At 58.6% G+C, this 26,266-nt stretch carries 27 protein-coding genes; 13 read left to right on the top strand and 14 right to left on the bottom strand.

Features of this window, described 5'->3' with window-relative positions; genetic code table 11:
• The first annotated feature begins 8 nt into the window (after window positions 1-8).
• A complete protein-coding gene (locus ACFSM5_RS16810) occupies window positions 9-2,168 on the top strand; it encodes a methyltransferase domain-containing protein (protein ID WP_379877661.1) in 2,160 nt (719 codons plus the stop codon).
• Window positions 2,169-2,219: 51 nt separating this feature from the next.
• Here the strand turns inward: ACFSM5_RS16810 and wecB are convergent, their stop codons facing one another.
• Window positions 2,220-3,278, bottom strand: coding sequence for a non-hydrolyzing UDP-N-acetylglucosamine 2-epimerase (gene wecB, locus ACFSM5_RS16805; RefSeq protein ID WP_379877660.1), 1,059 nt, complete (start codon window positions 3,276-3,278; stop codon window positions 2,220-2,222).
• Here wecB and ACFSM5_RS16800 point away from each other — a divergent pair.
• The 4 genes from ACFSM5_RS16800 (at window position 3,268) to ACFSM5_RS16785 (ending at window position 8,482) form a co-directional block, all read left to right on the top strand.
• On the top strand, window positions 3,268-4,818 hold the full coding sequence (locus tag ACFSM5_RS16800) for a glycosyltransferase family 4 protein (RefSeq protein WP_379877659.1): 1,551 nt from the start codon (window positions 3,268-3,270) through the stop codon (window positions 4,816-4,818). The two genes, wecB and ACFSM5_RS16800, sit on opposite strands and share 11 nt — an antisense overlap.
• A gap of 51 nt (window positions 4,819-4,869) precedes the next feature.
• Window positions 4,870-6,828 (top strand): glycosyltransferase, encoded by a 1,959-nt coding sequence (locus tag ACFSM5_RS16795; RefSeq protein WP_379877658.1) that lies wholly within the window; start codon window positions 4,870-4,872, stop codon window positions 6,826-6,828.
• 97 nt (window positions 6,829-6,925) lie between these two features.
• Window positions 6,926-7,561, top strand: coding sequence for a PIG-L deacetylase family protein (locus tag ACFSM5_RS16790; RefSeq protein WP_379877657.1), 636 nt, complete (start codon window positions 6,926-6,928; stop codon window positions 7,559-7,561).
• 18 nt (window positions 7,562-7,579) lie between these two features.
• Window positions 7,580-8,482, top strand: coding sequence for a UDP-3-O-(3-hydroxymyristoyl)glucosamine N-acyltransferase (locus ACFSM5_RS16785; protein WP_379877656.1), 903 nt, complete (start codon window positions 7,580-7,582; stop codon window positions 8,480-8,482).
• Window positions 8,483-8,486: 4 nt separating this feature from the next.
• On the opposite strand, the gene ACFSM5_RS16780 is transcribed toward ACFSM5_RS16785, so the two are convergent.
• The 4 genes from ACFSM5_RS16780 to ACFSM5_RS16765 are packed head-to-tail and all read right to left on the bottom strand — an operon-like array spanning window position 8,487 to window position 12,591.
• Window positions 8,487-9,677, bottom strand: a complete 1,191-nt coding sequence (locus ACFSM5_RS16780; protein ID WP_379877655.1) for a glycosyltransferase family protein — start codon at window positions 9,675-9,677, stop codon at window positions 8,487-8,489.
• A gap of 2 nt (window positions 9,678-9,679) precedes the next feature.
• Window positions 9,680-10,267, bottom strand: coding sequence for an N-acetyltransferase (locus ACFSM5_RS16775; protein ID WP_379877654.1), 588 nt, complete (start codon window positions 10,265-10,267; stop codon window positions 9,680-9,682).
• A complete protein-coding gene (locus tag ACFSM5_RS16770) occupies window positions 10,264-11,211 on the bottom strand; it encodes a Gfo/Idh/MocA family protein (protein WP_379877653.1) in 948 nt (315 codons plus the stop codon). Before ACFSM5_RS16770 ends, ACFSM5_RS16775 begins: the two co-directional genes overlap by 4 nt.
• 12 nt (window positions 11,212-11,223) lie before the next feature.
• Window positions 11,224-12,591 (bottom strand): nucleotide sugar dehydrogenase, encoded by a 1,368-nt coding sequence (locus tag ACFSM5_RS16765; RefSeq protein WP_379877652.1) that lies wholly within the window; start codon window positions 12,589-12,591, stop codon window positions 11,224-11,226.
• Window positions 12,592-12,833: 242 nt separating this feature from the next.
• Here ACFSM5_RS16765 and ACFSM5_RS16760 point away from each other — a divergent pair, with 242 nt between their 5' ends.
• Together ACFSM5_RS16760 and ACFSM5_RS16755 are read left to right on the top strand one after the other, a co-directional pair.
• The gene (locus ACFSM5_RS16760; RefSeq protein WP_379877651.1) at window positions 12,834-13,634 is read left to right on the top strand and encodes a dienelactone hydrolase family protein; all 801 of its coding nucleotides are present in this window, start codon (window positions 12,834-12,836) and stop codon (window positions 13,632-13,634) included.
• A gap of 18 nt (window positions 13,635-13,652) precedes the next feature.
• The gene (locus ACFSM5_RS16755; protein WP_379877650.1) at window positions 13,653-14,420 is read left to right on the top strand and encodes an SDR family NAD(P)-dependent oxidoreductase; all 768 of its coding nucleotides are present in this window, start codon (window positions 13,653-13,655) and stop codon (window positions 14,418-14,420) included.
• 9 nt (window positions 14,421-14,429) lie between these two features.
• On the opposite strand, the gene ACFSM5_RS16750 is transcribed toward ACFSM5_RS16755, so the two are convergent.
• The 9 genes from ACFSM5_RS16750 to ACFSM5_RS16710 form a co-directional block, all read right to left on the bottom strand.
• Window positions 14,430-14,954 carry a GNAT family N-acetyltransferase gene (locus ACFSM5_RS16750; RefSeq protein ID WP_379877649.1) on the bottom strand — a complete coding sequence of 175 codons (525 nt, stop codon included), beginning with the start codon at window positions 14,952-14,954 and terminating at the stop codon, window positions 14,430-14,432.
• Window positions 14,955-14,956: 2 nt separating this feature from the next.
• Complete coding sequence (locus ACFSM5_RS16745) at window positions 14,957-15,517, bottom strand: helix-turn-helix domain-containing protein (protein WP_379877648.1); 561 nt, start codon at window positions 15,515-15,517, stop codon at window positions 14,957-14,959.
• Window positions 15,518-15,575: 58 nt separating this feature from the next.
• Window positions 15,576-16,565: an endolytic transglycosylase MltG gene (mltG, locus tag ACFSM5_RS16740; protein ID WP_379877647.1), complete on the bottom strand. Its 990-nt coding sequence runs from the start codon at window positions 16,563-16,565 to the stop codon at window positions 15,576-15,578.
• 15 nt (window positions 16,566-16,580) lie between these two features.
• Window positions 16,581-17,861, bottom strand: a complete 1,281-nt coding sequence (fabF, locus tag ACFSM5_RS16735) for a beta-ketoacyl-ACP synthase II (RefSeq protein WP_379877646.1) — start codon at window positions 17,859-17,861, stop codon at window positions 16,581-16,583.
• A 63-nt stretch (window positions 17,862-17,924) separates the two neighbouring features.
• Window positions 17,925-18,164: an acyl carrier protein gene (locus ACFSM5_RS16730; protein WP_379877645.1), complete on the bottom strand. Its 240-nt coding sequence runs from the start codon at window positions 18,162-18,164 to the stop codon at window positions 17,925-17,927.
• A gap of 192 nt (window positions 18,165-18,356) precedes the next feature.
• The gene (gene fabG / locus ACFSM5_RS16725; RefSeq protein WP_379877644.1) at window positions 18,357-19,097 is read right to left on the bottom strand and encodes a 3-oxoacyl-[acyl-carrier-protein] reductase; all 741 of its coding nucleotides are present in this window, start codon (window positions 19,095-19,097) and stop codon (window positions 18,357-18,359) included.
• Between the two features lie 25 nt (window positions 19,098-19,122).
• On the bottom strand, window positions 19,123-20,064 hold the full coding sequence (gene fabD / locus ACFSM5_RS16720) for an ACP S-malonyltransferase (protein ID WP_379877643.1): 942 nt from the start codon (window positions 20,062-20,064) through the stop codon (window positions 19,123-19,125).
• A 69-nt stretch (window positions 20,065-20,133) separates the two neighbouring features.
• Window positions 20,134-20,748 carry a PAS domain-containing protein gene (locus tag ACFSM5_RS16715; RefSeq protein WP_379877642.1) on the bottom strand — a complete coding sequence of 205 codons (615 nt, stop codon included), beginning with the start codon at window positions 20,746-20,748 and terminating at the stop codon, window positions 20,134-20,136.
• Window positions 20,735-21,301: a PAS domain-containing protein gene (locus tag ACFSM5_RS16710; protein WP_379877641.1), complete on the bottom strand. Its 567-nt coding sequence runs from the start codon at window positions 21,299-21,301 to the stop codon at window positions 20,735-20,737. The genes ACFSM5_RS16715 and ACFSM5_RS16710 overlap by 14 nt, the downstream gene beginning before the upstream one ends.
• 249 nt (window positions 21,302-21,550) lie before the next feature.
• Between ACFSM5_RS16710 and rpsF the strand changes: the two genes are divergently transcribed.
• The 6 genes from rpsF (at window position 21,551) to ACFSM5_RS16680 (ending at window position 26,261) form a co-directional block, all read left to right on the top strand.
• Window positions 21,551-21,988, top strand: a complete 438-nt coding sequence (rpsF, locus tag ACFSM5_RS16705; protein WP_379877640.1) for a 30S ribosomal protein S6 — start codon at window positions 21,551-21,553, stop codon at window positions 21,986-21,988.
• A gap of 2 nt (window positions 21,989-21,990) precedes the next feature.
• A complete protein-coding gene (gene rpsR, locus ACFSM5_RS16700) occupies window positions 21,991-22,230 on the top strand; it encodes a 30S ribosomal protein S18 (protein WP_379877639.1) in 240 nt (79 codons plus the stop codon).
• 40 nt (window positions 22,231-22,270) lie between these two features.
• Window positions 22,271-23,200, top strand: a complete 930-nt coding sequence (locus tag ACFSM5_RS16695; RefSeq protein ID WP_379877638.1) for a DUF2232 domain-containing protein — start codon at window positions 22,271-22,273, stop codon at window positions 23,198-23,200.
• Window positions 23,201-23,204: 4 nt separating this feature from the next.
• Window positions 23,205-23,756, top strand: coding sequence for a 50S ribosomal protein L9 (gene rplI, locus ACFSM5_RS16690; RefSeq protein ID WP_379877637.1), 552 nt, complete (start codon window positions 23,205-23,207; stop codon window positions 23,754-23,756).
• Between the two features lie 277 nt (window positions 23,757-24,033).
• A complete protein-coding gene (locus tag ACFSM5_RS16685; protein ID WP_379877732.1) occupies window positions 24,034-24,975 on the top strand; it encodes an aspartate carbamoyltransferase catalytic subunit in 942 nt (313 codons plus the stop codon).
• Window positions 24,972-26,261 carry a dihydroorotase gene (locus ACFSM5_RS16680; protein ID WP_379877636.1) on the top strand — a complete coding sequence of 430 codons (1,290 nt, stop codon included), beginning with the start codon at window positions 24,972-24,974 and terminating at the stop codon, window positions 26,259-26,261. The genes ACFSM5_RS16685 and ACFSM5_RS16680 overlap by 4 nt, the downstream gene beginning before the upstream one ends.
• The last annotated feature ends 5 nt before the right edge of the window (window positions 26,262-26,266 follow it).

Raw genomic sequence — 26,266 nt, 5'->3', positions numbered from 1 at the left:
ATTGGCTTATGCTGCGTTTCGTTTCGAAAGTTCTTGGACTGAAAGCCAAACCGTCTCCGACCCTCGAACTGCGAGACCTTGCCAGTAGCTTGGAGAAGGCCGGCAAGAACGAGGAGGCACTTGCGGCAATCGATGAAGCACTGGCGACGCAGGGCGCAAATGGAAGCCTGCTAGTGTACCGCGCGAAACTGCTTGAAAAGACCGGTCGTCGGCAAGATGCAATCTCCGCATTTGAGACCGCGCTAAGCATGCCTCAGCCAAAGGCTTCCTGGTATGCAGGCCTTGCGCGACTTTACGAACTCTCCGGCAACCAGCAAAAATCCATTGCCGCCTTGCATGCCGCTTTGCGGATCGACCCAGACAACTCCGCAATCAAAAAAGCTCTGCGGCGGCATGTCAAACAGGAGAAGATCTCAGGCGCGATGCTGTCGGGTCGTCCGGCGCTTCAATCAAATCGCATTTTGTTAGAAGGCCGGCAGGATTGGAGTGCGCAAGGGGTTCGGGATCCCGCACTGCTCACCGACAGCAGCGGCGCGCCCGTTCGATTCGGCGGCAAATACCGGCTATTTTTCAATACCCGTGACCAGCAGTTGATCCAAGGCGGTATAACGACAGTCGGCTGGGCAGCCAGCGACGATCTCGAAAGCTGGGAGGTCGATGAGAAGCCGTTTTTCCGCGATGGGGACTATACTGCCGCTGCAAGTGCGATCCTCACGGAGAACGGCAACATACGGCTCTATTATGCCTTTGATACTGCTGGCGGTTTTCGTTTCGCCGAGACAGCAGATGGCGAAAACTGGCAGATCAACACCTCTACCCTACTAGCTCCAGCCGATTTCGGGTGCCGTCGGATAGGTCTTCCTTTCGTCTTTCATCATGCAGGCAGCTGGTATCTTTTATGTGAAGGTATGCGGTCTGGCTTCAGTATCTTCGCCGCCCGATCCAAAGATGGCCTTATTTGGCACACGGTCAATGCAGGCGAACCCATCTATCGGCCCACTCAGGGTAATTGGGATAGCGCAAGCCAGGCCAACCCAGCCATCTGGCCTCAAGCCAATGGATTCCCTTGGATCACGTATAACGGGAACTCAAAAGCGGGAACGTGGGATCTCGGCGTGCTGCGTTCGGCGCCAGATGGCGGCATAGACGGCCCCTGGGCAGGCCTCGCCCTGCCCCTATTGACCCGATCGGATTTGACTGAAAAGACAACCCGCATCGAAGGCGCAAGGCTTGTCGTCAAAGAAGAGGGAGGCGATCTCGTTTACTTCACCCTGCCTGACAGCGACAGCTACGCTGGCGGAAAAATCTATAGCATCCGGTTGGATGCCGACGATATTGCGGTTATCGCCAATGCTCCTGCCTCGATGGGTGATTCCGTCCCTCCCCCCCTCCGTCCGACCGCGGCTGACGCCACCGTCAACATCGCACCGGCCAGTGTCGAAGCTGAAGAACACTTCAACGATGATTTAGCGAAGCGTTATTTCGGCATCTGGGATGCTTACCCAATTCAGAAGCTGACCCGCGATATCGAAAATCGATGGATCCGTGAAGCCCTACGCCCCGGCCAGCGGGTTCTGCTGATCGGAAGCGGCGGCGGCCGGGAGATCGAAGCCCTACTTGATTTCAAAGTTGAGATCACGGCCATGGATATCTCGCAAGGGATGCTGGATGCCGGGCGGGAACGTTATGCTGGCCATCCGATCACCTGGGTAAAGGGAGATGCCCATCTCCCGCCGGCAGACTTAAAGAATTTCGACCATGTGATCGGGGTTGGCTTCGTTCTTTGCTATCTCGAAAATCCGGAACTGGCGTTACGCAATCTTCGCTCCACCCTTCGGGTCGGCGGCCAAATTCATCTCACCGTGGTCAATTCCGATCATTTCTCGGAAAATAACAAACGCACAGGCGCCATCGGCAACCGTGTGAGGACGCTCTATTCCGTGAAAAGCCTTCGAGCTTTGCTCGCCCGCTCCAATTACGTCGTGCAATCAGTGCGGGGTCTGCGATATTTCGTCGACGGTTTGCCAGGCGATTGGAATAGCAAATTTGCATCCAGCAGCCAAAATGATGAGCTGATGACCCGATTCATTGAGCTCGAGGCGGATCTCGTGGGCCGGATTGATCCAAGTCAGGCCAAAGAGCTCTTCATCACTGGTCGTGCCATTTGAGGAAACCCTGCCTCGTTCTCGAGGCAGGACCCTGATCAGACTTGGATAGAGTTAATTCTCACCCGTGCCGTAGGCTTCGAGAATGTCAACGATAGAACCCGCGCTGTTCCCGGTGCCATAATCGCTGATTTCACGGCGCGCCTTATATTCAGGCACCGTCCACAGTCGGTTCCAACCAGCGTCGAGCGTCTCAGTCCATTCGGTCTCGTCACGCAAAGTAACGCAAGGCACCCGATGGAAATATGCTTCCTTCTGAAGCCCGCCGGAGTCCGTGAAGATCATTGCCGCGCCTTTGCTCAGTACCAGCATATCGAGATAGCCGAGCGGGTCGACAAGCCGCAGACCTTTCCGGTCGAGATTCACGGACAACCGCTCCGCGGACTGGCGAGTACGGGGATGAAGGGGCAACACGACATCCAGGCCATTAGCTTGATCGAGCGTATACTCGATGACGGCTTCAAGCCGTTCCTTACTATCCGTATTCTCCGCACGATGGATAGTCGCCGCTGCGTAGCGTTTCCGCTCAAGCCCCAGGTCAGCGTGAATCGTCGACGTACGGTCCGCAGCATCACTAAGGGCAAGAACCGCATCAAACATCAGGTCGCCGACCAGATGAACACCCGAGGTTATGCCCTCGGTCGCAAGGTGGTTGATAGCGGTTGCTGTGGGGCAGAGAAGCAACTCACTGACATGATCGACCATCACGCGGTTGATCTCTTCCGGCATGGCGCGATTAAAAGACCGCAAGCCCGCTTCGACATGGGCCACCGGTATATTTAACTTCGCCGCCGCAAGCCCGGCCGCCAGGGTAGAGTTTGTATCGCCATAAACGAGCATCATATCCGGCTTTTCGTCGAGAAGGATTTTCTCAATCGCTTCCAGCATCCGGCCCGTCATCACACCGTGAGTGCCACCGCTAATGCCGAGGTTGTACCGTGGCGATGGCAATTTGAGATCGCGGAAGAAGATACCAGACATATTCTCATCAAAATGCTGGCCGGTATGAACCGATATTTCCTCAATCGTCCCACGACGCTGCATTTCGAGCGACAGCGGCGCTGCCTTGATAAACTGGGGTCTCGCGCCTACGACGGTTAGAATGCGAATCAAAGCATCACCTTGGTTTTATGGATTGCGGCCTTACTATCGAATGGCCGGAAGGGATGGCAATCTTTTTGTTGAAGAGGGGTTCCATCTAATCGCTCAACCGGATATATCAAGCCGGCTGTTTAAGGGCGGAATGAACATGAAAAAAAAACCACATATCGTTTCGATTGTTTTCAACCGAATTCAAGGTGACAGTCGCGTAATCAAGACGGCACAAGCTGCGATTAACGCAGGTTATGACGCGACCATTATTGGTGTCTCTAAGGACAGCAGCACACAGCGCCGAGAGATTGAAGGCGTGCCGGTTGTTCTCTTACCGAATTTTGGTAAGCAGCTTGAGCGGTATGGGCTTTGGGGCGAGGAGCGCGATCTTCGACTATTGATCGGCGGCTTTATGCGTACGGTCCTCAATGAGATCATTTCGCTGCGCCCCGATATTGTTCATTCCCACGATATGTTCTGTCTGCGTTTGGGCGCCAGTATGCGTGATGCGCTGATCGCTGCCGGGCGCAATGTGCCTTGGGTGCATGATCTTCATGAATATGTAGCCGGCCTCACCAGTGAAGCCGAAGCCTATATGACCGTTTGTCTGGGCTGGGAGCGGAACAACCTTCATTTTGCAGACCATCTCTTCACCGTCAGCGATGCTCTGGCGGATATCCTCAAGCACAGATACGCGCTCGACCAGGCACCGACCATTACTTACAATTCGCCGTTCGCTGGCGCTTTCCAGACCTCAGGAACTGATGTCCGCTCCGCTGTCGGCGTGCCGGCGGGCGCACCGCTGGTTGTCTTCGTCGGTGGCGCCAAGCCTCTGCGCGGATGTGATGCTATCCTTGACGCCGTGTCACGCCTCAAGGATGTACATCTCGTTTTCGTGAGCCAGGGGAAATATATCGATCAGCTCGTGGCGCGCGGCAAAGCTCAAGGCATGACTGGCCGCATTCATACCCACCCCTATGTACCGAGCGATCAGGTTACGTCCTTCATCCGCACGGCGGATGTCGGGATTCACGGCATGTTGCATTATCCCAATGGTGAAGTGGCACTTCCCAACAAACTGTTCGAATATCTCCACGCAGACCTGCCCGTCGTCGTCAGCGATGTCGCGAGCATGAAGGCTTTCGTAGAAACTCACGGGGTCGGGGTTACCTTCATCGCCGATGATGCGGAATCTTGTGCTGCAGCCATTAGCGACGCCCTGAATCGGAAGGATGAGCTTCGCGCACGGATTACCAACACGCTGAAGCAGACTTATTCCTGGGAAGAGCAGGAAAAGAAAGTGCAAGCGGTCTATGCCAAGCTGCTGGCCACCCCGCGCGCTGCTCCCACGGCCGACGAACGGGAAAAGGCCATGATGCGGGACAAGGCTGAAGCTACCCTTTTCGAAGCCGCTTATGCCCGTGCTCTGTCTGAAGCTTGTGTCAGGGATAATATCGACGCTCGCACTCAAAAGAAAAAGATCACCAAATCGGCGCCGTCAACCTTCGCCAAAGTCTATAATGTTGCTAAGCGCTTATATAAGAGTGTCAAGAGAGGCTAGACCGTTGATCGGACGGCCATCTTGACGAGCGCGACGGAGAATATTTCAATAATGACCGACGCCAAAAATACTAAATTCAAGAAAACTATCCTAATAATTTCTCCAGGAAGCGATGAAGACGGCTTTAGCAGCAAAGATATCGCCGTAAAATTCAAAGACTCCGGGTATAAGATTTTTCTCGCAAACAGACGAGATCAGGAAGATAAATTTGAATATGAAGTTTTCAACGACTGTATTGATTTAATATTTTTTCAGAATAAAAATCAATCGTCACCCGAATCTGATCAGGACCTTCAACACACCTCTCTGGTCATGAAGACCATTTTTGAGAAGGTTTGCCCAGACATTCTTTATACAAGGAATGCGGTGGGTCTGGATATCGGCTTCAACATCATTAAAGACCGGTATCATGACAACCCTTTCTATTGGGTTCATGAGGTGAGCAGCCTCGCTCAAGCTTATACCGGTGCGTATAGCGCCGAAGTAGTTGATTATTTGATCGAAGCGGAGCGAGAACACATCAACATTCCTGATCGGTTGATGTTATCGGATTCTAATCTGCAAAAAGATCTGGCCAAAGATTTTGGTATCAATCAACGTCAAGTCTCAGTATTGCGCGATGAAGCTGATCAGCCGATTGATTATTCGCTTCTTATCCGCGACATCGAGAGCGATCTTCTCACGGGTTACGGGCCTTCACGCGGCGTATTCCAAGGCCCCGCAGGATCGGCCGGGCAGCCCGATATTCTCGCCCGTACTTTGCGGCGCCTGGGGCATCCCGCGCAATCCCTTACAGTTGCACGCGCCAACAGCTTAAAATACCAGGCCGATATCGTTTGGCCTGCCAAAAGTATTGCTCAGCAAACAAGCCAGACCTTATGGGTCGCACATCGTTTTGATGTTATACATCTTCATGCCAGGGCCTTGGTTCGGGTTATTCCCTTGCGAGACGACGTGCGGGAGCAATTCCTTACACCTTCCTTCCTCGATCTCCTGATCTTCCGGATGGTCGGCAATAAAGTCGCTTTTCACTTCAGAGGAAGCGAAGCGCGCATCAACGACATATTCAACACCCTCAATCCCTTTGGTTGGAATGAGGGCGATGATCCGTCGAAGATGACCGATAAGTCTCGCCGATTGCAGATCGAGGCCGTGTCGCGGCTTGCAGATTGCGTCTTTGTGACAGATGTCGAGCTTGGGACTTACGTCCCAAACGCCGACGTACTCCAGCGCGCCATCGATCTCGATGCTCTACCGACACCCTCACCCCGCCGCCGCGAGAGGCCAAAGATCGCCCATGCGCCAACCCGGCGCGGGTTCAAGGGAACAGAGGTCATCATTTCTGCCGTGGAGGCCTTGCAAGCCAAGGGCCTGCAGTTTGACTTCGATATCATTGAAGGCGTTGCCAATTCGGAGGCGCTCCAGCGAATTGCCGATGCCGATATCGTGATCGATCAGCTCCTAACCGGATGGTATGGCGTGCTGGCTGTGGAAGCGATGGCGCTGGGCAAGCCGGTGATCAGTTATATCCGGTCGGATATCGATGATCCGTCCATACCGATCGTAAATGCAAACCCCAATACACTCGAACAACAGCTGGAAAAGCTGTTGGTCGACGCCGATCTGAGAGCGGAAATCGGTGCCCGTGCCCGAGCTTATGTCGAGAGTTATCACGATGCCAACGTTGTTGCCCGTACACTTCTAGACAAAATCGGGCCAATACCCGCTAACACCAATAAGATCAAAGGTGAAATACTAAAATCTTTTTTAAAGCCGCATCTGAATGCAGCTGCCAACAACATGTTGGCGCTGCGGCCGAATATTCCGACGGGAGCAGATGTTATAAAGCGCCTACAGAAGCTTGGCCGCCCAGCGAAACCAAAGAAGCTCCCCCCGCCCGCCAACAGCAGACTGCCGAAACCCTTGGCGGCGCTGATCCGACTGCCGCTTTTGGAATGGCCCGGCGCAATCACAGGTTTTCTCATTAAAAAAGCCATAGGCCGTAGATAAGGCGGTGGTAGGTTTGATCGCGTTCGGACAACAGCCCTAAGCCTTAGCTTCTTTTTAGCTATAAACGGCTTCAGATTGAGTTCAGGAGCATTCCAAAGTGTTTTCCTTAAGTGAGCGGGTCCTGGTTGTCGCCCCCCACACCGACGACGGCGAAATTGCCGCGGGTGCGACCATCTCCCGACTTCTACGGCAGGGATGCCGCGTCTTCTACCTTGCGCTCTCGAGCTATAAGACCCCCCTGCCCGCAGGTCTGCCGCGCGATACGCTGGTCAATGAAGTGAAGGCCGCCACGCAGACGTTGGGCATTTCCCCCGACGACCTGATCATCCGGGACTTCGAAACCCGCCGTTTCTCTTACCAGCGGCAGGATATTCTCGATGAACTGATCCGGTTGCGCCCCGAGATCCGTCCTGACCTGGTCCTCATCCCGAGCGCCGACGATCTACATCAGGATCATCAGACGGCAGCCATCGAGGCTATCCGGGCTTTCAAGAACATCTCGATCCTGTCCTACGAGGTGCCGTGGAACAACATCGAGTTCCGCAATTCGATGTTCGTGAAAGTCGAGGAAGAGGATGTCGCCAAAAAGCTGGCTGCGCTCGAAAAATACGAATCCCAGCGCCATCGAGCTTATCTGTCGCCGGAATTCATCCGATCCCAGTTGATCTTCCGCGGAACTCAGATCAACACCCGCTATGCCGAGGTGTTCGACGCGGTCCGTATCGTCGTTTAAGAGGCGTCTAGAGCTGCAATGTCCATCAGTGTCGAACAACTGCTGACCATCCTGCCCGCCGACGCAACAGCCGTCGGAGACAGAAGCCGGGCCGTCGATGGCGTCGCCACCATCGGTGAAGGAGATATCGAAGCCCTCTCCTTCATCTCCGCGACCGGCGACAAGGCGCAGGTGTTATTTGATCGCACGCGTTGCGGCGTGATCGTCACCGGCCCTGGCATCGTCAATACGGCACCCCAAGATCGCACCCAGATCATCATCGAACGTCCGCGCTTCTGGTTCATCAAGCTGGTGCAGCGCTTCTTCACGCCCGCAGTTGTGCCGGGCATCCATCCAACGGCGGTCATCGACCCTAGCGTGACCGTCGGCAGCGACTGTTTCGTTGGTGCACACGCCGTCATCGGCGCGGGCTGTTCGCTGGGAGACCGTTGCGTCATCGCCCCCAATGTTACGATCTATCCCGGCTGCAGGCTGGGCAATGATGTAGTCGTGAATGCCGGAACAGTTATCGGTGCCGACGGCTTCGGATACGAGCGCGACGCTGATGGGACGCCAGTCAAATTCCCGCATCTCGGAGGCGTCCAGATCGGTGATGAGGTCGAGATTGGGTCCAATACCAGCATCGACCGCGGCACCATCGGTGACACCATCATCGGCCGGGGCGTCAAGATCGATAACCAGTGCCATATCTCCCATAATGTGAAGATCGGCGACGGTGCTTTTGTCATCGCTCAGAGCATGATCGGCGGCAGTGTGAAGATAGGCCGCAATGCCTGGATCGCACCCTCGGTCGCCATCCGCAACCAGATCCCGGTCGGAGACGATGCGATAGTCGGTATGGGCGCTGTCGTGGTGAAGGCGGTCGAGGCAGGCACCACGGTTGCGGGCGTTCCAGCCAAACCCCTGCCTTCCAAGGATTAGCCCCCTAGGGCTTTAATAGCCGATCAAGTGCGGTTCTATAGCCGGTGGTCCGGGGCTCGAATGCCTCGGCTGCGGCATTACCCTGGGCGAAGCCAGCCTCCAAAGCATCAACAAACGCTCGGGCGCTATCGGCTGAGTCAAGATCATCCGCCCGCAAAATCCTGCCAAGGCGATTATCGGTCACCAGCGTCCCTAGATAAGTCTCTGCCATGGCCACCATCGGCAACCCGAGACGCACCGACTGGAAGAACTTGTTGGGCAGGGAATAGCGATAGCTGAGGCAAATATCCTCATTACAGACCCACCCGTACCGCCGCCCCGGCGGCAGGCTAGCTATATAACCAGAGGTATCGGTTACATCGAATGTGACCAGCAGGTTGCTCGGTACCCCCTGCGGGAAAGCCTTGTGAAGACGCTGACGGTTGAGCGCCTCGTCACCCATCAGCACCAGTCGCCCACGGACCTCGGGGACCAGCTGCAGCAACCGCACCAGATGGCCTATACCGCGCCCGGTATTAAAGGAGCCGAAGAACAGGAATTCCAGCGGTTCAGCCCCCGATTCTTCGCAACGAGCTTCGATGTCGGCAGCGGACCGATAGAAGTCGTTCTCCACTACGGCCAGGGGCTTATCGCCATAGGCATCAAGCAGGAAGTCGCGGATAGGCGGGCTGATTGTTATGACGTTCCGAACCCGCTTCCAGGAGACCGATTCCAGGGCGAAATTCAGGAATATACGGGGCAACTGCACACCGCGCCGATTCATGAAGAGATTAAGCTCGTGAGAATCGTACAGGATATTCGTGGCGCCACCCGCCCAGGCCACGATAAGGGCCTTGAGATCATTGGCGTGCACCAGCGACGCTCCCGCGACAGTCTGGCGCAACTCAAGCCCCCGCGCGACCATGCTTAGGGTTTCAAGACAGGTCTGGTGTAGGGCCACCCCCAAGCGCCAGGGCCGATAGGCCAACGCCCGATGCCTCTTGGTAGCTCTAAAAAAGCGGGGAAGCCCAGGTAGTGCTTTAATAACGGCGCAGGCGGCCATGACCCAGGCCCGCAGAGATGGGCGCCGGCGCCCATCCAGCACATCGATGACTTGAACCGCATAGCCCAGGTCGCGATAAGCATCAATCGCTGACAGAACCCGGCGATCCTGTCCGATCGGTCCGTCGACCAGCATGACGACGGAACGGTCCAAGCCTATTTCCCCGTTTCAGCCAACAGCAGTTCGGAACCGTTCAGCACGTAGCGATCACCTGTCTGGGGGCAGACGGCCTCTCCGGTACCGGAAACAGGCAGCGGCAGGCGCTCGCCGTAACGGCTCATCCAGCCGACCTGACGACCAGGCACACCGACGATAAGAGCGAAATCGCGGACATCGTGATTAACCACCGCGCCTGCGCCGATGAAGGCGTAGGAACCGACAGTCGATCCGCAGACGATGGTGGCATTCGCGCCAATCGTCGCGCCCTTTTTTACGAGGGTCTGACGGTACTGATCCTTGCGCGGAAAACCGGAGCGAGGGTTATAAACGTTGGTGAAGACCATGGACGGGCCGCAGAAGACCTCGTCCTCCAGCGTCACATCGTCATAGACCGAGACGTTGTTCTGGATCTTGACGCCATTGCCGATGGTGACCTTGTTGCCGACGAAGACGCCCTGCCCCATCGAGCAGTTCTCGCCGATCACGGCACCTGCACAGATATGGGCAAAATGCCAGACGCGCGAACCGGAACCGATTCGCGCACCGTCATCGACGATAGCCGACGGATGGACTGTGACGCTCACGCCTTGACCCGCGCGGCGAAGGTATGGGCGGTATCGTCAAGCGCAGCAAGAGGCGCGTGGCGGATCGCTTCGGCGATCGAGATCGAGGGGCGTGCATCCGCAAGGCCATAACCTTTGCCCGCCAAGACCTGACGATAGCTGTCGGAATGCAATTCCGTGAAGCCTTCGGAGAACTCAAGTTCCTGACCGTCGATCAAGATCGAACGATAGGTGCGCTTGCCTGCGGCGACCGCTTCTGCCGGCAGATAATCGGCATTGACCGACAGGAACCAGCGCACCCGGGCTTTCTCGAACTGCATCACGCCTGCGGCGGCATCCTCAGCATGCTTATGCACAACCGACGAGGTCGCCTCACCAAAAACCCAGCTCAGCATGTCAAAGAAGTGGATGCCGATGTTGCTGGCGATACCGCCCGACTTCGCCGTCTCGCCCTTCCAGGACGTGAAGTACCACTTCCCGCGGCTGGTGAGGTAGGTCAGCGTCACATCGTGCACAACGCCCTTGGGCGTTGCCTGAATCTTCTCACGCAAGGCCTGGATCACCGGATGCAGACGCAGCTGCAGGATGGTGTTGACCTTCTTACCGGTGGCCTTCTCCATCTCCATCAGCGCATCGACGTCGGCAACGCCGAGGACCAACGGCTTCTCGCAGATCACATCCGCGCCGGTACGAAGCCCGTAGCGAATATGCGCATCATGGAGATAGTTAGGCGAGCAGATGCCGAGATAGTCGAGCTTCGTACCATTCCGGCCCGAAGCATCAATGAAACGGTCGAATTCCTCGAAGGAGGTGAAGAACTCAGCTTCCGGAAAATGACTATCTATAACACCAACGCTGTCATTGGGATCATAGGCGGCGAGGAGTGCACCGCCCACATCCCGAACGGCCTTCATATGGCGCGGAGCGATATAACCGGCAGCGCCGATCAGAGCAAAATTCTTCACGAGAACAGAACCTTAGACTTTGAAGATGCGCTCGCGGCCCTGCGAGACATCCTTCGTTGCATTGCGCGTGTCGATAACAAGATCGCACGAGGCAACGATCAGGTCATAGTCGACATTGTCATGGTCGGTAGCGATCAGGACCGCATCATACTTGGCGATGGAAGCAGCCGTCAGGGAAACCGACTTGAGGCCCGTCAGAGTAGCATGCTCACGGGTCGGCGGAATTTCGGCGACGAACGGATCGTGATAATCGAATGCCGCATGGCGATCACGCAGCAATTCCATCAGACGCAGCGCAGGGCTTTCACGCATGTCGTCGACATTCTTCTTATAGGCGGCACCGATCACCAGCACCTTGGCGCCATTGAGGCCCCGACCCTTGACCTGATCCATCAGCTCGCCTGCACGGCGGACGATGTAATAGGGCATGTCGCGGTTAATCTCACCTGCCAGTTCGATGAACTTGGTTGCGATATCGAATTCGCGTGCCTTCCAGGTCAGATAGAAGGGGTCGATAGGAATGCAGTGACCGCCCAGGCCCGGCCCCGGATAGAAGGGCATGAAGCCAAAAGGCTTGGTCTTGGCCGCGTCGATCACTTCCCAGATGTCGATGCCCATCCGGTCGTAGATGACCTTCAGTTCGTTCACGAGAGCGATATTGACGGCACGGAAGATGTTTTCCGTCAGCTTGGTCGCTTCGGCAGCAGCGGCCGAGGAGACCGGAACGGTCTTGTCGATCACCTGGGCATAGAGCGTATTCGCCAGCAGGCGCGAAACCGAATCGTCGGCGCCGATCACCTTGGGAATCGTGCGGGTTTCAAAGTTCGGATTGCCTGGATCTTCACGCTCGGGCGAGAAGGCGACGAACAGATCCAGACCAGCCTTGAGGCCGCTCTTTTCCAGGATCGGCACCAGAACTTCGGTCGTGGTGCCCGGATAAGTGGTCGACTCGAGCACGACGAGCTGATTGGCCTGCAGATGAGGCACCATCGCCTCTGCGGTCATCTCGATGTAGCTGAGGTCCGGTTCGCGATGGCGCGACAGCGGGGTCGGCACGCAGATGACGACCGCGTCGCACTTGCCCAACTCCGCAACATCGGCCGTCGGGACGAACTTCCCGCCATCGAACAGCTTGTTGATCGCATCCGTAGAAATATGTCGGATATAGGATTTGCGGGCGTTGAGAGAGTTGACCTTTTCCTGATCAACATCGAAGCCGAGAACCGGGAAACCTGCCTGAACGAAAGCGAGCGCCAGAGGCAGCCCGACATAGCCAAGGCCGACAATCCCCACACGGAAATCACGAGCTGCAATGCGGTCCGCAAGCTTCTGACCAATCTCGGTCGCTTCGGTAGAATTCAAGACGGTATGCTTATTCATCGACAATGCCTCTGACACGCCTTTGCATGTACCATTATAGGGGATCAGCAATTGGAAGAGGTAGCTAGCAAGCGGATGCCCATAGGTCAAGTAACCCTTTTCCCGTCACCCAAGGCTGGAACTTTAACTTTTTGTAATTAAGTCTGTTGCGAATCTAACGCAGCCGGAACCGCTAAGGAAAGCTCATGGACGACGTCGATCTCGTAGCACCAAAACTCGATCTTACGCGCCGAGGATTTGTGATGACCACTCTTGCCACAGGCTTTGCCTTATCGGTCCAACCGGTTCAGGCCCAAAGCGTTGTTACGACCGATACGAGCGGCCTCGTCGCTGGTGAAGTGCAGATTCCAGTCAAGGACGGCAGCGTCCCTGCCTATCGCGCGATGCCAGAGGGCAAGAAAGATCTGCCGCTGGTCCTGGTCGTCCAGGAAATCTTCGGCGTTCATGAGTATATCAAGGATGTCTGCCGCCGCTTCGCCAAACTCGGCTATTGCGCCATCGCTGTCGAGGCATTCGCCCGCCAGGGTAACGTCGCGGGCGTATCGGACATGGCGCAGATCCGCCCCATCGTCAACGCTGTACCAGACGCTCAGGTGATGAGCGATCTCGATGCTGCCGTCGCCTACGCCAAGGGAACAGGTTCGGTCGATACCTCCAAGCTCGCCATCACCGGCTTCTGCTGGGGTGGGCGCATCACCTGGCTTTATGCCGCGCATAATCCGGCGGTCAAGGCGGGTGGCGCCTGGTATGGGCGCGTTGTCGGCGACAAGACTGAACTGCAACCTTCATATCCCGTCGATGTGGCCGCCAAGATCTCAGCACCGATCCTCGGCCTCTATGGCGCTGCCGACACAGGCATTCCAGTCGATACTCTCGACCAGATGAAAAAGGCGCTACCTGCCGGCAACAAGTCGGAATTCGTGATCTATCCCGATGCCCCGCACGCCTTCCACGCGGACTATCGCCCCAGCTATCGCGAAGCCGCTGCCAAAGATGGCTGGACGAAGCTGATCGCCTGGTTCAAGACCCATGGTGTCGCGTAACCACGAAGGGGCGGCGGCATGACCGCCGCCCCTTTCCACTCGATCCTTATCACCGGCGCGACTAGCGGGCTCGGCGCTGCACTTGCAGAATATATGGCGGCACCAGGTATTACGCTCGCGCTCACCGGGCGCGATGGCGCGCGGCTTGAAAAGGTCGCCGAGCGGTGCCGCCTGCGCGGCGCCACGATCCGCGCGGCTCTCGTCGATGTTGCCGACCGCGATGCCATGCGGGAAACGCTGCTTCCTTGGGATGACGCCCTGCCCTTCGACCTGATTGTTGCGAATGCCGGTGTTTCGGCCGGGACAGGTGGGTTTGGCGAAACCGAGGAGCAGTTGCGCCATATCACGGCGGTCAATGTCGCCGGTGTCATCAATACTGTCGCCCCGCTGCTGCCGCGTCTGCTGGAGCGCAAGAAAGGTCAGATCGGTCTTGTTGCCTCCCTGGCCGGATTTCGCGGCCTGCCGGGCGCCCCTGCCTATTCAGCCTCGAAAGCCTGGGTGAAGGTCTATGGCGAAGGGTTACGTGGCACCGTGGCGCCCCATGGCATCGGCGTTTCCACCATCTGCCCCGGCTTCGTCGAGACCCCGATGACTGCCGTCAATCGCTTCCCAATGCCCTTCCTGATGAATGCCGAACGGGCGGCAAGCATCATGGCGCGTGGGTTGATCCGCAACAAAGGCCGCATCGCGTTCCCATTGCCGATGCTGGCGGCGGTCTGGCTGCTGAGCACGCTTCCGGACGGGCTGGTGGATTGGCTGACGCGGAAGCTGCCTGCAAAGGGGTGATGCCCAGGCTTAACCGAGCGTCTTATAAAAAAACGTGCAGTCTTCCAGCATGCCAGTCTGGGCATGGGCAGCATAGCCGGGCACGATGCCGAAGGCCGTGAACCCCTGCCCCAGGTAAAGCGCTTCGGAGGGATCGCCGGTACGGGTATCGAGCACCAGCAGGCTCTTGCCCGCAACCCGCGCAACGAGATCAAGATGCTGCATCAAGGCCCGTCCGATCCCGGCCCGGCGTGCGCCCACATCCACCAGCACTTTGGACACATCAGCGCGGTGCTGCTGATTGGCAGGCTGGCCGATCACCAATTGCGCCGTGCCGACTATCTTACCGTTCTTGCGCGCAATAAACAGACGCTTGGCTCCCGATTTCAAAGCAGAAACATGGTTCTCCCAGAAGGTTCGGGCGTCCTCGACCTCAAATGGCTCGACAAAGCCAATGCTGGCGCCATCCTTGACGCAGCCCAACAGTATCTCCGCAAGTTCGCCGCTGACGCCGGGAAGGGCCTCGGCCGATATTTCTTCGATAAAGACTGTCATGATTATCCAGCGATAATGGCGATCACGTAGCGCGCGGGGACGTCGCCCAATGCGACGAATCGGGAGGGGCCGGTCAGGCGATACCGCAGGCAATCACCGGGAGACAGCCGATATTCAACGCCCCCAACGGCGAGGTCGAGCATGCCTTCCAGCAGATAGAGATGGTGTTCCAGCCCAATACTCGGCGGCCGGTCGTAGGCGATCACAGCCCCCGGTGGCAGGGTCCCCATGATCATCTCGCCTCGCAACTCAGGGGTCGGCGGAGAGATCGCACGGCGGACAAAGCCCGTGGCGGGATCCGTCCATACCGGCTGCTCGGACTTAGCAACAAGCGCAGGAGACTGGGGTTCGACAGCCATCATAAGCCGCGACAGGGTCCAACCGAAGGCAGCGCAGAGCTTACCCAGCATCACCGCCGTGGCGCTGGTCTCCCCTCTCTCCACCCGCGATAAAGTTGCACGGCTGACGCCACTGCGCTCGGCCAGTTCATCTAAGGACCAGCCACGCGCAATTCTTAAATCGGCGAGGCGTTCGCCGAGGCGTTCATCGAGAGTTTCACTCATATGAGAGATAATTTCCCACATATGAGAAGGAGTCAATTCAATTGAATTGAACGAGCCCCTATCGCCCCTGCTCTATCCTACGCCACTTCGCGACGTTGCGATTATGCTCGTCTAGGGTTTTTGAGAAAGCATGACCACCGGTGCCGTCGGCGACGAAATAGAGAGCATCGGTCGCAGAGGGTTTGGCAGCCGCCAGCAGTGAGGCACGACCGGGATTCGCGATCGGGGTCGGCGGCAAACCAGCACGGGTATAGGTGTTCCAGGGCGTATCGGTATCGAGATCCCGGCGCGTCAACCCACGATCCAGCGGCCCCGATCCTTTGGTGATGCCGTAGATCACCGTCGGATCCGTCTGCAGGCGCATATTCTTCTTCAGACGATTGGCGAACACACCCGCAACCAGCCCGCGCTCATCCGGCTGACCCGTTTCTTTTTCGACGATGGACGCAAGCACCAGGAGCGCTTTCTGATCCGGCAAGGGGAGAGACGTATCCCGCTGACGCCAAGCATCGCTCAAAGCGCCATCCATAGCCTGCCGCATCCGACGCACCACCTCGGACGCTTTATCGCCACGGGTGTAATTGTAGGTATCAGGCAGCAGGGTACCTTCGTCGAGCTGCGGCAGCGCGTCCTGCTCCAGATATTCCGCCTGCTTCACCAGAAGCAGCACCTGAGCGTTCGTGAGGCCCTCCGGCACGGTCACCCGGCGCGGATATTCCTTGCCCGACCGCAGGATCTCCAACACATCCAGGATCGAAGCACGGGCAGGAACCTCATACTCCCCAGCCCGCAACGGCCTGCTGTCCGGCTTCAGGCGCAGGGCCGCCAATACGGTGAAGGCATCGAAAGCGATACGCTCCCGCTCCAGCATCTGGGCGATGCCTTCGCTGCCGGTTCCCTTGGGAATAAAGACGAGCTTGGCGGCATTCGACGGGCCGGGAGCAGCGATACGCTTTTCAAACAGCGTCCAGGCGACATAAGCCCCACAAACAGCAAGGGCGCCCACGATGGTGAGCGCCCAAGCCAGCATTCGGAAAAACCGCGCCATGGTGGCGGGCTAACCTTAGACCTTGCCGAAGATCAGCGAGGCATTGGTGCCGCCGAAGCCGAAGGAATTCGAGAGAGCATAATTGACCTCCCGCTTCTTCGCCTTATGCGGCACCAGATCGATGTCGCAGCCTTCGGACGGATTATCGAGATTAAGGGTGGGCGGCACGATTCCGTCGCGCATAGCAAGGATCGAGAAGATCGCCTCAATGGCTCCCGCGGCCCCCAACAGATGGCCGGTGGCCGATTTGGTCGAGGACATGGAAAGCTTGTTGGCAGCTTCGCCGAACAAACGCTTCACCGCGCTCAGTTCGATCTCGTCACCCAGCGGCGTGGACGTGCCGTGAGCATTGACGTAATCGATCTGGTCCGGCGTCAGGCCCGCACGCTTCAAGGCCATCTGCATCGAGCGATAAGCGCCATTACCATCGGGAGCCGGTGAGGTGATGTGATAGGCATCACCCGACATGCCATAACCGATGACTTCGGCATAAATCTTGGCACCACGCTTTTGAGCGTGCTCCAAGCTTTCCAGCACAACGACGCCCGCGCCTTCGCCCATGACGAAGCCATCACGGTCCTTATCCCAGGGGCGCGAACCCTTAGTCGGTTCGTCGTTGAAATTGGTAGACATCGCCTTACAGGCACAGAAGCCAGCAAGACCGATCCGGCTGACCGCAGCTTCAGCACCACCGGCAACCATGACGTCGGCATCGTCCAGCGCTATGAGACGCGCGGCATCGCCGATAGCATGGGCACCGGTCGAACATGCCGTCACGACAGCATGATTCGGGCCCTTGAAGCCGTATCGCATCGAGACATGACCCGACGCTAGATTGATCAGATTCGCCGGGATGTAGAAAGGCGACATCCGGTCAGGACCGCGTTCGCTCATGAACACGGCACCTTCGGTAATGCCGACAAGACCACCGATACCCGAACCGATCATCACACCGGTACGTTCGCGGTCTTCATCCGTTTCGGGCTTCCAACTGCTGTCGGCAATCGCCTCAGTCGCAGCCGCCATGGCGTAAACGATGAAATCACCCATGCGGCGCCGATCCTTCGGCGTCACGATGGTGTCCACATCGAACTGGCCCGGCTCTTTACCGACGGGGATCTGCCCCGCAATACGGGTCGGCAGATCGGAGACGTCGAAGCCTTCGATCTGATTGATGCCCGATTCGCCGGCAATCAAACGACGCCAGACATGTTCTGCGCCGAATCCGAGCGGAGTGACCATGCCGATGCCGGTCACGACGACGCGCTTTAGGCCGTTAGGATGAGTATTCGTCACGTCTCTACATCTGCCCTTGGGGATGAGGCCGGCGACAGGCCTTCCTGCCGCCGGACATCAGCCTCAGTTGCCGCTGTTCTTCTCGATGAAGTCGATCGCGTCCTTAACGGTCAGGATCTTTTCAGCTGCATCGTCGGGAATCTCGACGCCGAACTCTTCCTCGAAGGCCATGACCAGCTCGACGGTGTCCAGGCTGTCGGCGCCCAGGTCGTCGATGAAGCTGGCGTTCTCGGTCACTTTGGCCTCTTCGACGCCGAGATGTTCGACAACGATCTTCTTAACGCGCTCGGCAACGTTGCTCATGTGATGGCTTCCTCAAAAAAAGCTCTTAAAGGGCCGGACAATTCCGGCCGGTTGGATGGTGCCTCGGCTAGCGAGGGCGCGGTTCGGGGCCAGACGGCCCCAGGCGCCCAACCTAGCGAAAAACCAGGAAAGGCGCCGTTTCGTAACACACCTTGATCGGCTTGACCAGCCAACAAGTAGTTAAGAAAAGCCTCAAATCATTGCCATGCCGCCGTTGACATGAATGGTCTGACCGGTGACGTAGCTTGCCTCGGTCGACGCCAGATAAACCGCAGACGCCGCGATTTCTTCCGCTGTGCCCATGCGACCCAGCGGAATGGCGCCCAGCAGCTTTTCCTTATGACCGTCGGCAAGCCCATGGGTCATCGCGGTTTCGATGAAACCCGGTGCGATGCAATTGACAGTAATCCCGCGCGACGCGACTTCCTGCGCCAGCGACTTGGAGAAGCCGATCATGCCCGCCTTGGAAGCGGCATAGTTGGTCTGGCCCGGATTACCGGTGACGCCGACAACCGAGGTCACGCCGATGATACGGCCGTAACGGGCCTTCATCATGCCCTTGAGCGCCGCGCGCGAGAGGCGCATGGCCGCCGTCAGATTGACATCGAGAACCGTGTCCCAATCGGCATCCTTCATACGCATCAGCAGGCCGTCACGGGTGAGACCGGCGTTATTGATGAGAATGCTAAGACCGCCCATCGCCTCTTCAGCCTGCTTCACCAGACCATCTGCTGCAGCAGCGTCGGAGAGATCGGCAGGGAGAACATGAACACGATCACCGCCCAGCGAGGCGGCCACTTCTTCCAACACAGCCTGACGGGTGCCGGTCAAGGCGACAGTCGCACCCTGCGCGTGCAAAGCTGCTGCGATGGACTGACCGATACCGCCCGAGGCGCCGGTGACGAGCGCGGTCTTGCCGCTGAGATCGAACATCACGGGGAAACTCTCCGGTGTTGGATTAAAGGGACTTCAGGAAGGCTTCAATATCTTCGGGCGTGCCGACCGACGCGGTCGTTGCATCCTTGGCGATCCGCTTGACCAGACCGGCCAGAACCTTGCCCGCGCCGAGTTCTACAAACTGCTCGACGCCGATACCGGCCATATGCTCGACGCTTTCGCGCCAACGCACCATGCCGGTGACTTGTTCCACCAACTGGCGACGGATCGTCTCGACATCGCTCACCGGACGTGCGGTCACATTGGCGACGACAGGCAGCGTCGGCAGCTCAATAGCGGTCTTCTCCAGGGCAGCCGCCATGGCGTCGGCGGCAGGCTGCATCATGGCGCAATGGAAGGGGGCGGACACAGGCAGCGGCAGTGCGCGCTTCACGCCCTTGGTCGGCGCGATGGCAATTGCGCGCTCGATTGCCGACTTCTTGCCCGACAGGACGACCTGACCGCCGCCATTATCGTTGGCGGCCTGACAGACTTCACCCTGAGCCGCCTCCTTGGCAATTTCTTCGGCCAACGCCAGATCGGCGCCCAGCAGCGCACACATACCGCCCTCGCCCACTGGAACGGCCTTCTGCATCGCCTGACCGCGCAGCTTCAGCAGTCGTGCAGTATCGGCCAGCGAGAAAGCACGGACGGAAGCCAAAGCCGAATATTCACCCAGCGAATGCCCCGCGACGAAGCGACCAAGGTCGGAGAGCGACTTGCCGCTTTCCTTTTCAAGGGTACGCACGACAGCAACGCTGACAGCCATCAACGCAGGCTGCGCGTTCTCGGTCAGGGTGAGATCGGCCTCGGGGCCTTCCCACATAATGGTGCTGAGCTTCTGGTTCAGCGCATCGTCGACTTCCTGGAATACCTCGCGTGCGGACACGAAAGCATCGGCCAGAGCGCGGCCCATGCCGACCGTCTGGCTACCCTGACCTGGAAATACGAATGCGCGGCTCATCCCACACCCCATTGCGGTAAACTTGCCGCAGTCATACTAGGGCTCGCGATTCTGTCAAGAACTGATGCCTTATTTAGGCATCTGGAAGCGTTTTTCCGCCCCGGGAACGAGTTCCGACGCCTGACTGATCGCACCAGTATCACTGCGGTAAACCCAATGCCAAACACCAGCCAGCATCTGCGGCTGACCATCGTCCCCATAAAATGGGGCAAAGATGCGCTCGTAGAAATGATAGGGCGTCCGGGTCAGCAGCCCCGTGAGATGGTACTGCCGCCAATAGCCGGGCGCACCAACCTCGAAAATCTCACTCCAGGCATCTTCAGCAAGCACGAAACGGTCGCCGGGCTGGATCTCGTCGACATACTTACCGGTGAGATCGAAGGAGTTATGCTCACGGTGGGCTGTGCCGACCAGCCGATACCGGAAACGAAAGCCACTTCTGAACCCCAGATCGGGCAACGCATCGACCAGCAGGATGTTCGGCAGAATATCAGCCAAAAGTTCGGGCTTCAGGTCTTTGCGACGAGGAGGCCCCTTCTGGGCAAGCTCCTGCCAGAAAAGCAGCAGGCGCTCCAGCGGCGGGCTGAGCTTCAAGACCGGTGACCCGGCCACCCCACCCTCGCGCGGCAACAGGATCTGACGCAATGCCTTGGGCGGAGCAGATCGGTCGTCAAAGCTGGACATTCGACCATTCCGTTTCTTCCGAGCCTTCGGTCCAGTGCCAAACTCCGGCCAACAGCGTGACCCGCCCATCTGGCTCGCAGAATGGCGCCAGCAGCCGTTCGTAGCGGTGATAGGGCGACTGGGTCTCAGCCCTGAAAACATTATGGCTTCGCCACCACCCAGGGGTACGCGCGGCAAGAATGGCAGAGAAATTCGACGCCCCGACAGCATATCGCTCCGGCGGCTGCACTTCATCGACGAAGCGGCCCGTAAAATCGCTCGCCATATGGGACCGGTGACTCGTGCCGATCAGGCGATAGCGATACCGAGACTGCCCGCCTTGGCCCTCAACATCTAGCAGCAAGACGCCCGGCAATAGGTCACGTACGGCTTCTGGCCTGAAAGCCCGCCTCGACGGGACGCCATCCACAGCCTGGGGCAGCGCCAACCAATAGCGATAGAATCGGTCAAGCGGCGATGCCAGGCGCCGGATACCGCTTGAATCGAGCCGTCCGCCGCGAGGCAAGAGCTGCTGCGGCATCTGGACGTCATGGGGCATCTTCTGGGCAGGCATGGCATGAACTCTATACCGCCCATTCAATGCTGGCGAGCCAGAGGATTGCTTGCCTTTTGAGGATTTCTTTGTATATTCCCCGCTTCCAACACGGGGTGGACGCGCGGAATCAAGCAATTCCGCCGTTTTTGTCGTGTCGGAACGGCGGCCGCGAGGCCGTTTGTACTCCTTGCCGTCGGCATCGCCGTCGGCTTTGGCCCTGGAGAATCGTCTCCTTGGCCATATCAGCCATAGGGAGTGACTAACGTCATGCCTTTGTACGAGAGCATCTTTATTGCGCGCCAGGACATTTCCAGCGCGCAGGCCGAGGCCCTGGCCGAAACCTTCACCGGCATCATCACCGAAAACGGTGGCCAGGTGAAGAAGACCGAATATTGGGGTCTGCGTAACCTGACCTACCGGATCCGCAAGAACCGCAAGGGTCACTACGTTCTCTTCAACCTCGACTCCCCCTCGGCCGCCGTGCTCGAGATGGAGCGCGTCATGAAGATCAACGAAGACATCATCCGCGTCATGACCGTGAAGGTCGATGAGCTGGAAGAAGGCCCCTCGGCCGTCCTCAGCTCGCGTGGCGAACGTGATGATCGCGGCCCCCGTGGCGGCGATCGTGACGGTCGTGGTGGCGATCGTGGCGAGCGTCGCCCGCGCCGTGACTATGATGACCGTGATCAGGGCGAGGAGGTCTAATTATGCAGAACGCTGGTGGTCGCCGTCCGTTCTTCCGTCGTCGCAAGTCGTGCCCCTTCTCGGGCCCGAACGCGCCGAAGATCGACTATAAGGACGTGAAGCTGCTGTCGCGCTTCCTGTCCGAGCGCGGCAAGATTGTCCCGAGCCGCATCACCGCCGTTTCCACGAAGAAGCAGCGCGAGCTGGCCCAGGCCATCAAGCGCGCCCGCTTCCTGGGCCTGCTGCCCTACGTGGTCCGGTAATCGCCGCATCGCGACCAACTGACTAAACGACAGGGCTCCTATGGGCGATCCGGTTAAAAGCGGCCAAGGCCGTGATATCGTAATCGGAGCTGCACTGGGAGCCGCCGCCGCCATGATGGCGTACGCCCTTTCCCTGGGCAGTCTTGGCGGCATGATCCTGTACCTGCTTATCCCCGTGCCACTGTTTCTGGCCGGGTTCGAGCGGGGGCTGAAAGCCGGCTTTGCAGCTGTGGGCGTTGCGTTTATCGCTTCGACCTTGCTGCTGAGCTGGATGATGGCCATCAGTCTGAGCCTGACGCTGTTCGCGCCTATTCTGGCGTTGACCATCGCGGCGCTTAGTCGGGAAGAAGGCCGGGAAAGCCGCATGATGCTGGTTCTTGTTGGAACCGCCGCCGTGCATTTTTTCCTGATCTGGAGCAGCGCTCCAGATGAAGCCGAGTGGCAGAAGAACATCGCATCCATGATGGATGCGCAGGTCACTGCCGATCCCAACTTTGCCGATAGCGTCAAGTTTATCTACGGACTGATTACGCGCCTTGGTGGCCTTCTTGCGCTGATGGTTTCCGGTTGGCTTCTTGTCGCCGGGGCCTTGGCTGCAGGACTGGCAGCCCGAAGCAAGATGCCTGCTCTGTCCCGTCTCTGGATTGCGCGGGTTGATCTGCCTCGCTGGTTCCCGATCGTTTCGGCGATCCTGCTGGCGGCAAGCTACGTGGTGCCAGAGGACATCGCGATCATCGCGACGAACCTTCTGGTGGTGCAAGGGGTCGGGTATGTGCTTGCGGGGTTGGCGGTTGTTCATACCGCTTTCTGGCGCGGGAACATCGGCTGGATGGGACGGATCGCCTTTTACGGCCTCGTCTTCATCTTCGGTTTTGTCTGGTTGTTGGTTGCGGTGTTGGGGTTGGTCGAACAATGGGCCGGGCTGCGGAAGCGAATGATCGCGAGCCGCGCCAAGGCCGACGAGGAGTGATGAAATGACGGAAGTTATCTTGCTGGAGCGCGTCGAGCGCCTTGGCCAAATCGGCGACGTTGTTACCGTTCGCCCGGGTTATGCCCGCAACTTCCTTCTGCCGCAGAAAAAAGCTCTGCGCGCCACGAAGGAAAACATGAAGCAGTTCGAAGCCCAGAAGGCCAAGATCCTTGCTGACAACCAGGCTCGTCGCGAAGCGGCTGGCGTGGATGCAAGCAAGCTCGAAGGTCTGAAGCTGACCCTGGTTCGCTCGGCAGGCGAAAGCGGCCAGCTTTATGGTTCGGTGACGGGTCGTGACGTGGCGGAAGCCGCTGTCGCTGCCGGTTATGAAACCGTGAAGCGTCAGGCTGTGATCATCGAAAAGCCGATCAAGACCACCGGTGTACATCAGGTGCGCGTCTCCCTGCATCCGGAAGTCTCGGTTATCGTGACCCTCGGCATCGCCCAGACCCTGGACGAAGCCAAGGCACTGCTGGCCAAGAACGCGCCGAAGGCTGAAGCTGCTGAAGAAGAAGCTGAAGTCGAAGCCGAAACCGAAGAATCGACCGAAGCCTAAGGCTTTATCGATGCGGCCTCACGTAGCGCAACGCGCGGTAGGCCAACGTATTCGGTTAAAGATCACCCCGCCCACCGCAAGGTTGGCGGGGTTTTCTTTTGGCAAGAAGCTATCTCGTCATCCCAGGGCTTGCCCCTGGGATCTTGTGTAGACGAACCGCGTCAAAACCTAGGAAGCGATGGTTTTACGCGGCACGGCCACGGGAGATCCCAGGGGCAAGCCCTGGGATGACGAGACCTTGTTTGACTGTTCCCTTCCGCTGCCGGTTTGCACTAGGATCGCCGCCATCATGAGCATCGCGCATCGCCACCTCCTCGGCATCGAAGGCGTCTCGTCCGACGTCATCCAGTCGCTTCTCGACCGTGCCGAACATTTCGCCCAGATGGGCCGCAGCCCCGACAAGAAGAGCAGCGCTCTCAAGGGTCGCACGGTCATCAATCTGTTCTTCGAAGACAGCACCCGCACCCGCACCAGTTTCGAACTGGCGGGCAAGCGCCTGGGCGCCGACGTCATCAATATGTCGGTCGCGACATCGTCGGTGAAGAAGGGCGAAACGCTGATCGATACCGCCCAGACACTGCGCGCGATGAACATCGATATCCTGGTCGTGCGCCACGGCGCGTCCGGCGCACCGCACCTGCTGGCCGAAAAGCTCAATTGCGCCGTCATCAATGCCGGTGACGGCACCCACGAACATCCGACTCAGGCGCTGCTCGATGCGCTGACCATGCGCCGCCGCAAGGGTCGTCTGGAAGGGCTGGAGGTCGCGATCTGCGGCGACGTCGCCCATAGCCGCGTCGCGCGCTCCAACATTCATCTGCTGAACCGCATGGGCGCCCGCGTGCGCCTGATCGGCCCGCCGACCCTGATCCCGTCCGAGATCGAACATCATGGGGTCGAGGTGTTCCATGATATGCGCGAGGGCCTGAAGGGTGTGGACATCGTCATGATGCTGCGCCTTCAGCTCGAACGCATGCAGGGCGCATTGATCCCGTCGGTGCGGGAATATTTCCACTTCTATGGCCTCGATCAGGAAAAGCTGGCGCTGGCCAAGCCCGACGCTCTGGTCATGCACCCCGGCCCGATGAACCGCGGGGTCGAGATCGACAGCGCGATCGCCGACGATATTGATCGCTCGCTGATCCAGGAGCAGGTGGAGATGGGCGTCGCCGTCCGCATGGCCTGCCTGGAAGCGCTGGCCGAAGGAGCCTCGGCATGAGCACGCAGCCCATTCTGTTCCGCAATGCCCGCCGCATCGACCCCGTCGCAGGCAGTGACACCCTGGGCGATCTTCTGGTCCTGGCTGGCGTAGTTACCGAGGTCGGAGACCGCCTGGAGGCCCCCGATGGCGCCCGCGTCGTCGATGCTGCAGGCAAGGTGTTGGCGCCCGGCCTCGTCGATATGCGTGTCCATGCCCGCGAACCCGGCGAGGAGCATAAGGAAACCATTGCCGCGATGAGCAAGGTGGCCGTTGCGGGCGGGGTCACGACTGTAGCCCTACTGCCGACGACCGAGCCGGGGATCGAAGATCCGTCATTGGTCGACTTTGTCCATCGCAAGGGCGAGATTGCCGGTCTTGCGAATGTCCTGGTCTATGGGGCGCTGACCAAAGGTCGCGAGGGCAAGCAGCTTACCGAGATCGGGTTGCTGACCGCCGCTGGCGCCGTGGGTGTGTCCGATGGGCCGCGCCGCTCCAGCGACGCCCTGGTGACCCGTCGCGCCCTCGCCTATGCCAAGACCTTCAATCAGATGGTCCTGACCCATCCCGAGGAACCGAGCCTCACTGCCAGTGCAGTGGCGACCGAGGGCGATCTTGCCACCCGTCTGGGCCTGCCTGCCGGTCCCGCGATTGCTGAACGTATGCGGGTAGAACGCGATATCCATCTGGCAGAGCTGACGGGCGGTCGCCTGCATATCGGCCCGATTTCCACCGCTGGAGCCATTGAGGCGATCCGGGCGGCCAAGAAGCGCGGCGTCAAGGTCACCTGCGACACTGCCCCGCCCTACTTCAGCCTCAACGAAAGCGCCATCGGCGATTATCGCACCTTCTCCAAACTCTCCCCGCCCCTGCGGTTCGAACTGGATCGCAAAGCGGTCGTCGAAGGGCTGGCGGACGGTACCATCGACGCAATTGCCTCCGACCATGCGGCCGAAGATCCCGACGCTAAGCGTCTGCCATTCGTGCAAGCCTCCTATGGTGCCGTGGGGCTGGAAACCATGCTGCCGCTCGCCCTGTCGCTGGTGCATAACGGGCACCTGGGCCTTGTGGATCTGTTCCGCCGTCTTTCCACCCGCCCGGCCGAGCTTCTGCGCAAGCCGTCCAAGGGGCTAGCTGTCGGCGCCACAGCCGATCTGATCCTGCTGGATATCGGCAAGCCCTGGCGGATGGATCCCAAGCAACTGACGTCGCTGTGCAAAAACAGCCCCTTCGACGGCATTCCCGTGCAGGGCGAGGTCAAGCTGACCCTGGTCGGTGGCCGGGTCGTCTTCGAGCGCGCGGCTTAAGGAGA

The sequence above is a fragment of the Lacibacterium aquatile genome (assembly GCF_042683105.1).
GTDB lineage: Bacteria > Pseudomonadota > Alphaproteobacteria > Elsterales > Elsteraceae > Lacibacterium > Lacibacterium aquatile.
This window is presented reverse-complemented; position numbering and strand designations above follow the sequence as displayed.

Bases quoted from the DNA above. Each gene is read 5' to 3' on its own strand.
- ACFSM5_RS16750 (WP_379877649.1), bottom strand. From the start codon at position 14,954: ATGACAGTCTTTATCGAAGAAATATCGGCCGAGGCCCTTCCCGGCGTC.
- ACFSM5_RS16710 (WP_379877641.1), bottom strand. From the start codon at position 21,301: ATGCCTGCCCAGAAGATGCCCCATGACGTCCAGATGCCGCAGCAGCTC.
- rpsR (WP_379877639.1), top strand. From the start codon at position 21,991: ATGCAGAACGCTGGTGGTCGCCGTCCGTTCTTCCGTCGTCGCAAGTCG.
- ACFSM5_RS16730 (WP_379877645.1), bottom strand. From the start codon at position 18,164: ATGAGCAACGTTGCCGAGCGCGTTAAGAAGATCGTTGTCGAACATCTC.
- ACFSM5_RS16755 (WP_379877650.1), top strand. From the start codon at position 13,653: ATGACCGCCGCCCCTTTCCACTCGATCCTTATCACCGGCGCGACTAGC.
- ACFSM5_RS16765 (WP_379877652.1), bottom strand. From the start codon at position 12,591: ATGAATAAGCATACCGTCTTGAATTCTACCGAAGCGACCGAGATTGGT.
- fabD (WP_379877643.1), bottom strand. From the start codon at position 20,064: ATGAGCCGCGCATTCGTATTTCCAGGTCAGGGTAGCCAGACGGTCGGC.
- ACFSM5_RS16745 (WP_379877648.1), bottom strand. From the start codon at position 15,517: ATGAGTGAAACTCTCGATGAACGCCTCGGCGAACGCCTCGCCGATTTA.
- ACFSM5_RS16800 (WP_379877659.1), top strand. From the start codon at position 3,268: ATGCGAATCAAAGCATCACCTTGGTTTTATGGATTGCGGCCTTACTAT.
- mltG (WP_379877647.1), bottom strand. From the start codon at position 16,565: ATGGCGCGGTTTTTCCGAATGCTGGCTTGGGCGCTCACCATCGTGGGC.
- rpsF (WP_379877640.1), top strand. From the start codon at position 21,551: ATGCCTTTGTACGAGAGCATCTTTATTGCGCGCCAGGACATTTCCAGC.
- ACFSM5_RS16810 (WP_379877661.1), top strand. From the start codon at position 9: ATGCTGCGTTTCGTTTCGAAAGTTCTTGGACTGAAAGCCAAACCGTCT.
- ACFSM5_RS16695 (WP_379877638.1), top strand. From the start codon at position 22,271: ATGGGCGATCCGGTTAAAAGCGGCCAAGGCCGTGATATCGTAATCGGA.
- ACFSM5_RS16795 (WP_379877658.1), top strand. From the start codon at position 4,870: ATGACCGACGCCAAAAATACTAAATTCAAGAAAACTATCCTAATAATT.
- ACFSM5_RS16680 (WP_379877636.1), top strand. From the start codon at position 24,972: ATGAGCACGCAGCCCATTCTGTTCCGCAATGCCCGCCGCATCGACCCC.
- ACFSM5_RS16760 (WP_379877651.1), top strand. From the start codon at position 12,834: ATGACCACTCTTGCCACAGGCTTTGCCTTATCGGTCCAACCGGTTCAG.
- ACFSM5_RS16715 (WP_379877642.1), bottom strand. From the start codon at position 20,748: ATGTCCAGCTTTGACGACCGATCTGCTCCGCCCAAGGCATTGCGTCAG.
- ACFSM5_RS16785 (WP_379877656.1), top strand. From the start codon at position 7,580: ATGTCCATCAGTGTCGAACAACTGCTGACCATCCTGCCCGCCGACGCA.
- fabG (WP_379877644.1), bottom strand. From the start codon at position 19,097: ATGTTCGATCTCAGCGGCAAGACCGCGCTCGTCACCGGCGCCTCGGGC.
- rplI (WP_379877637.1), top strand. From the start codon at position 23,205: ATGACGGAAGTTATCTTGCTGGAGCGCGTCGAGCGCCTTGGCCAAATC.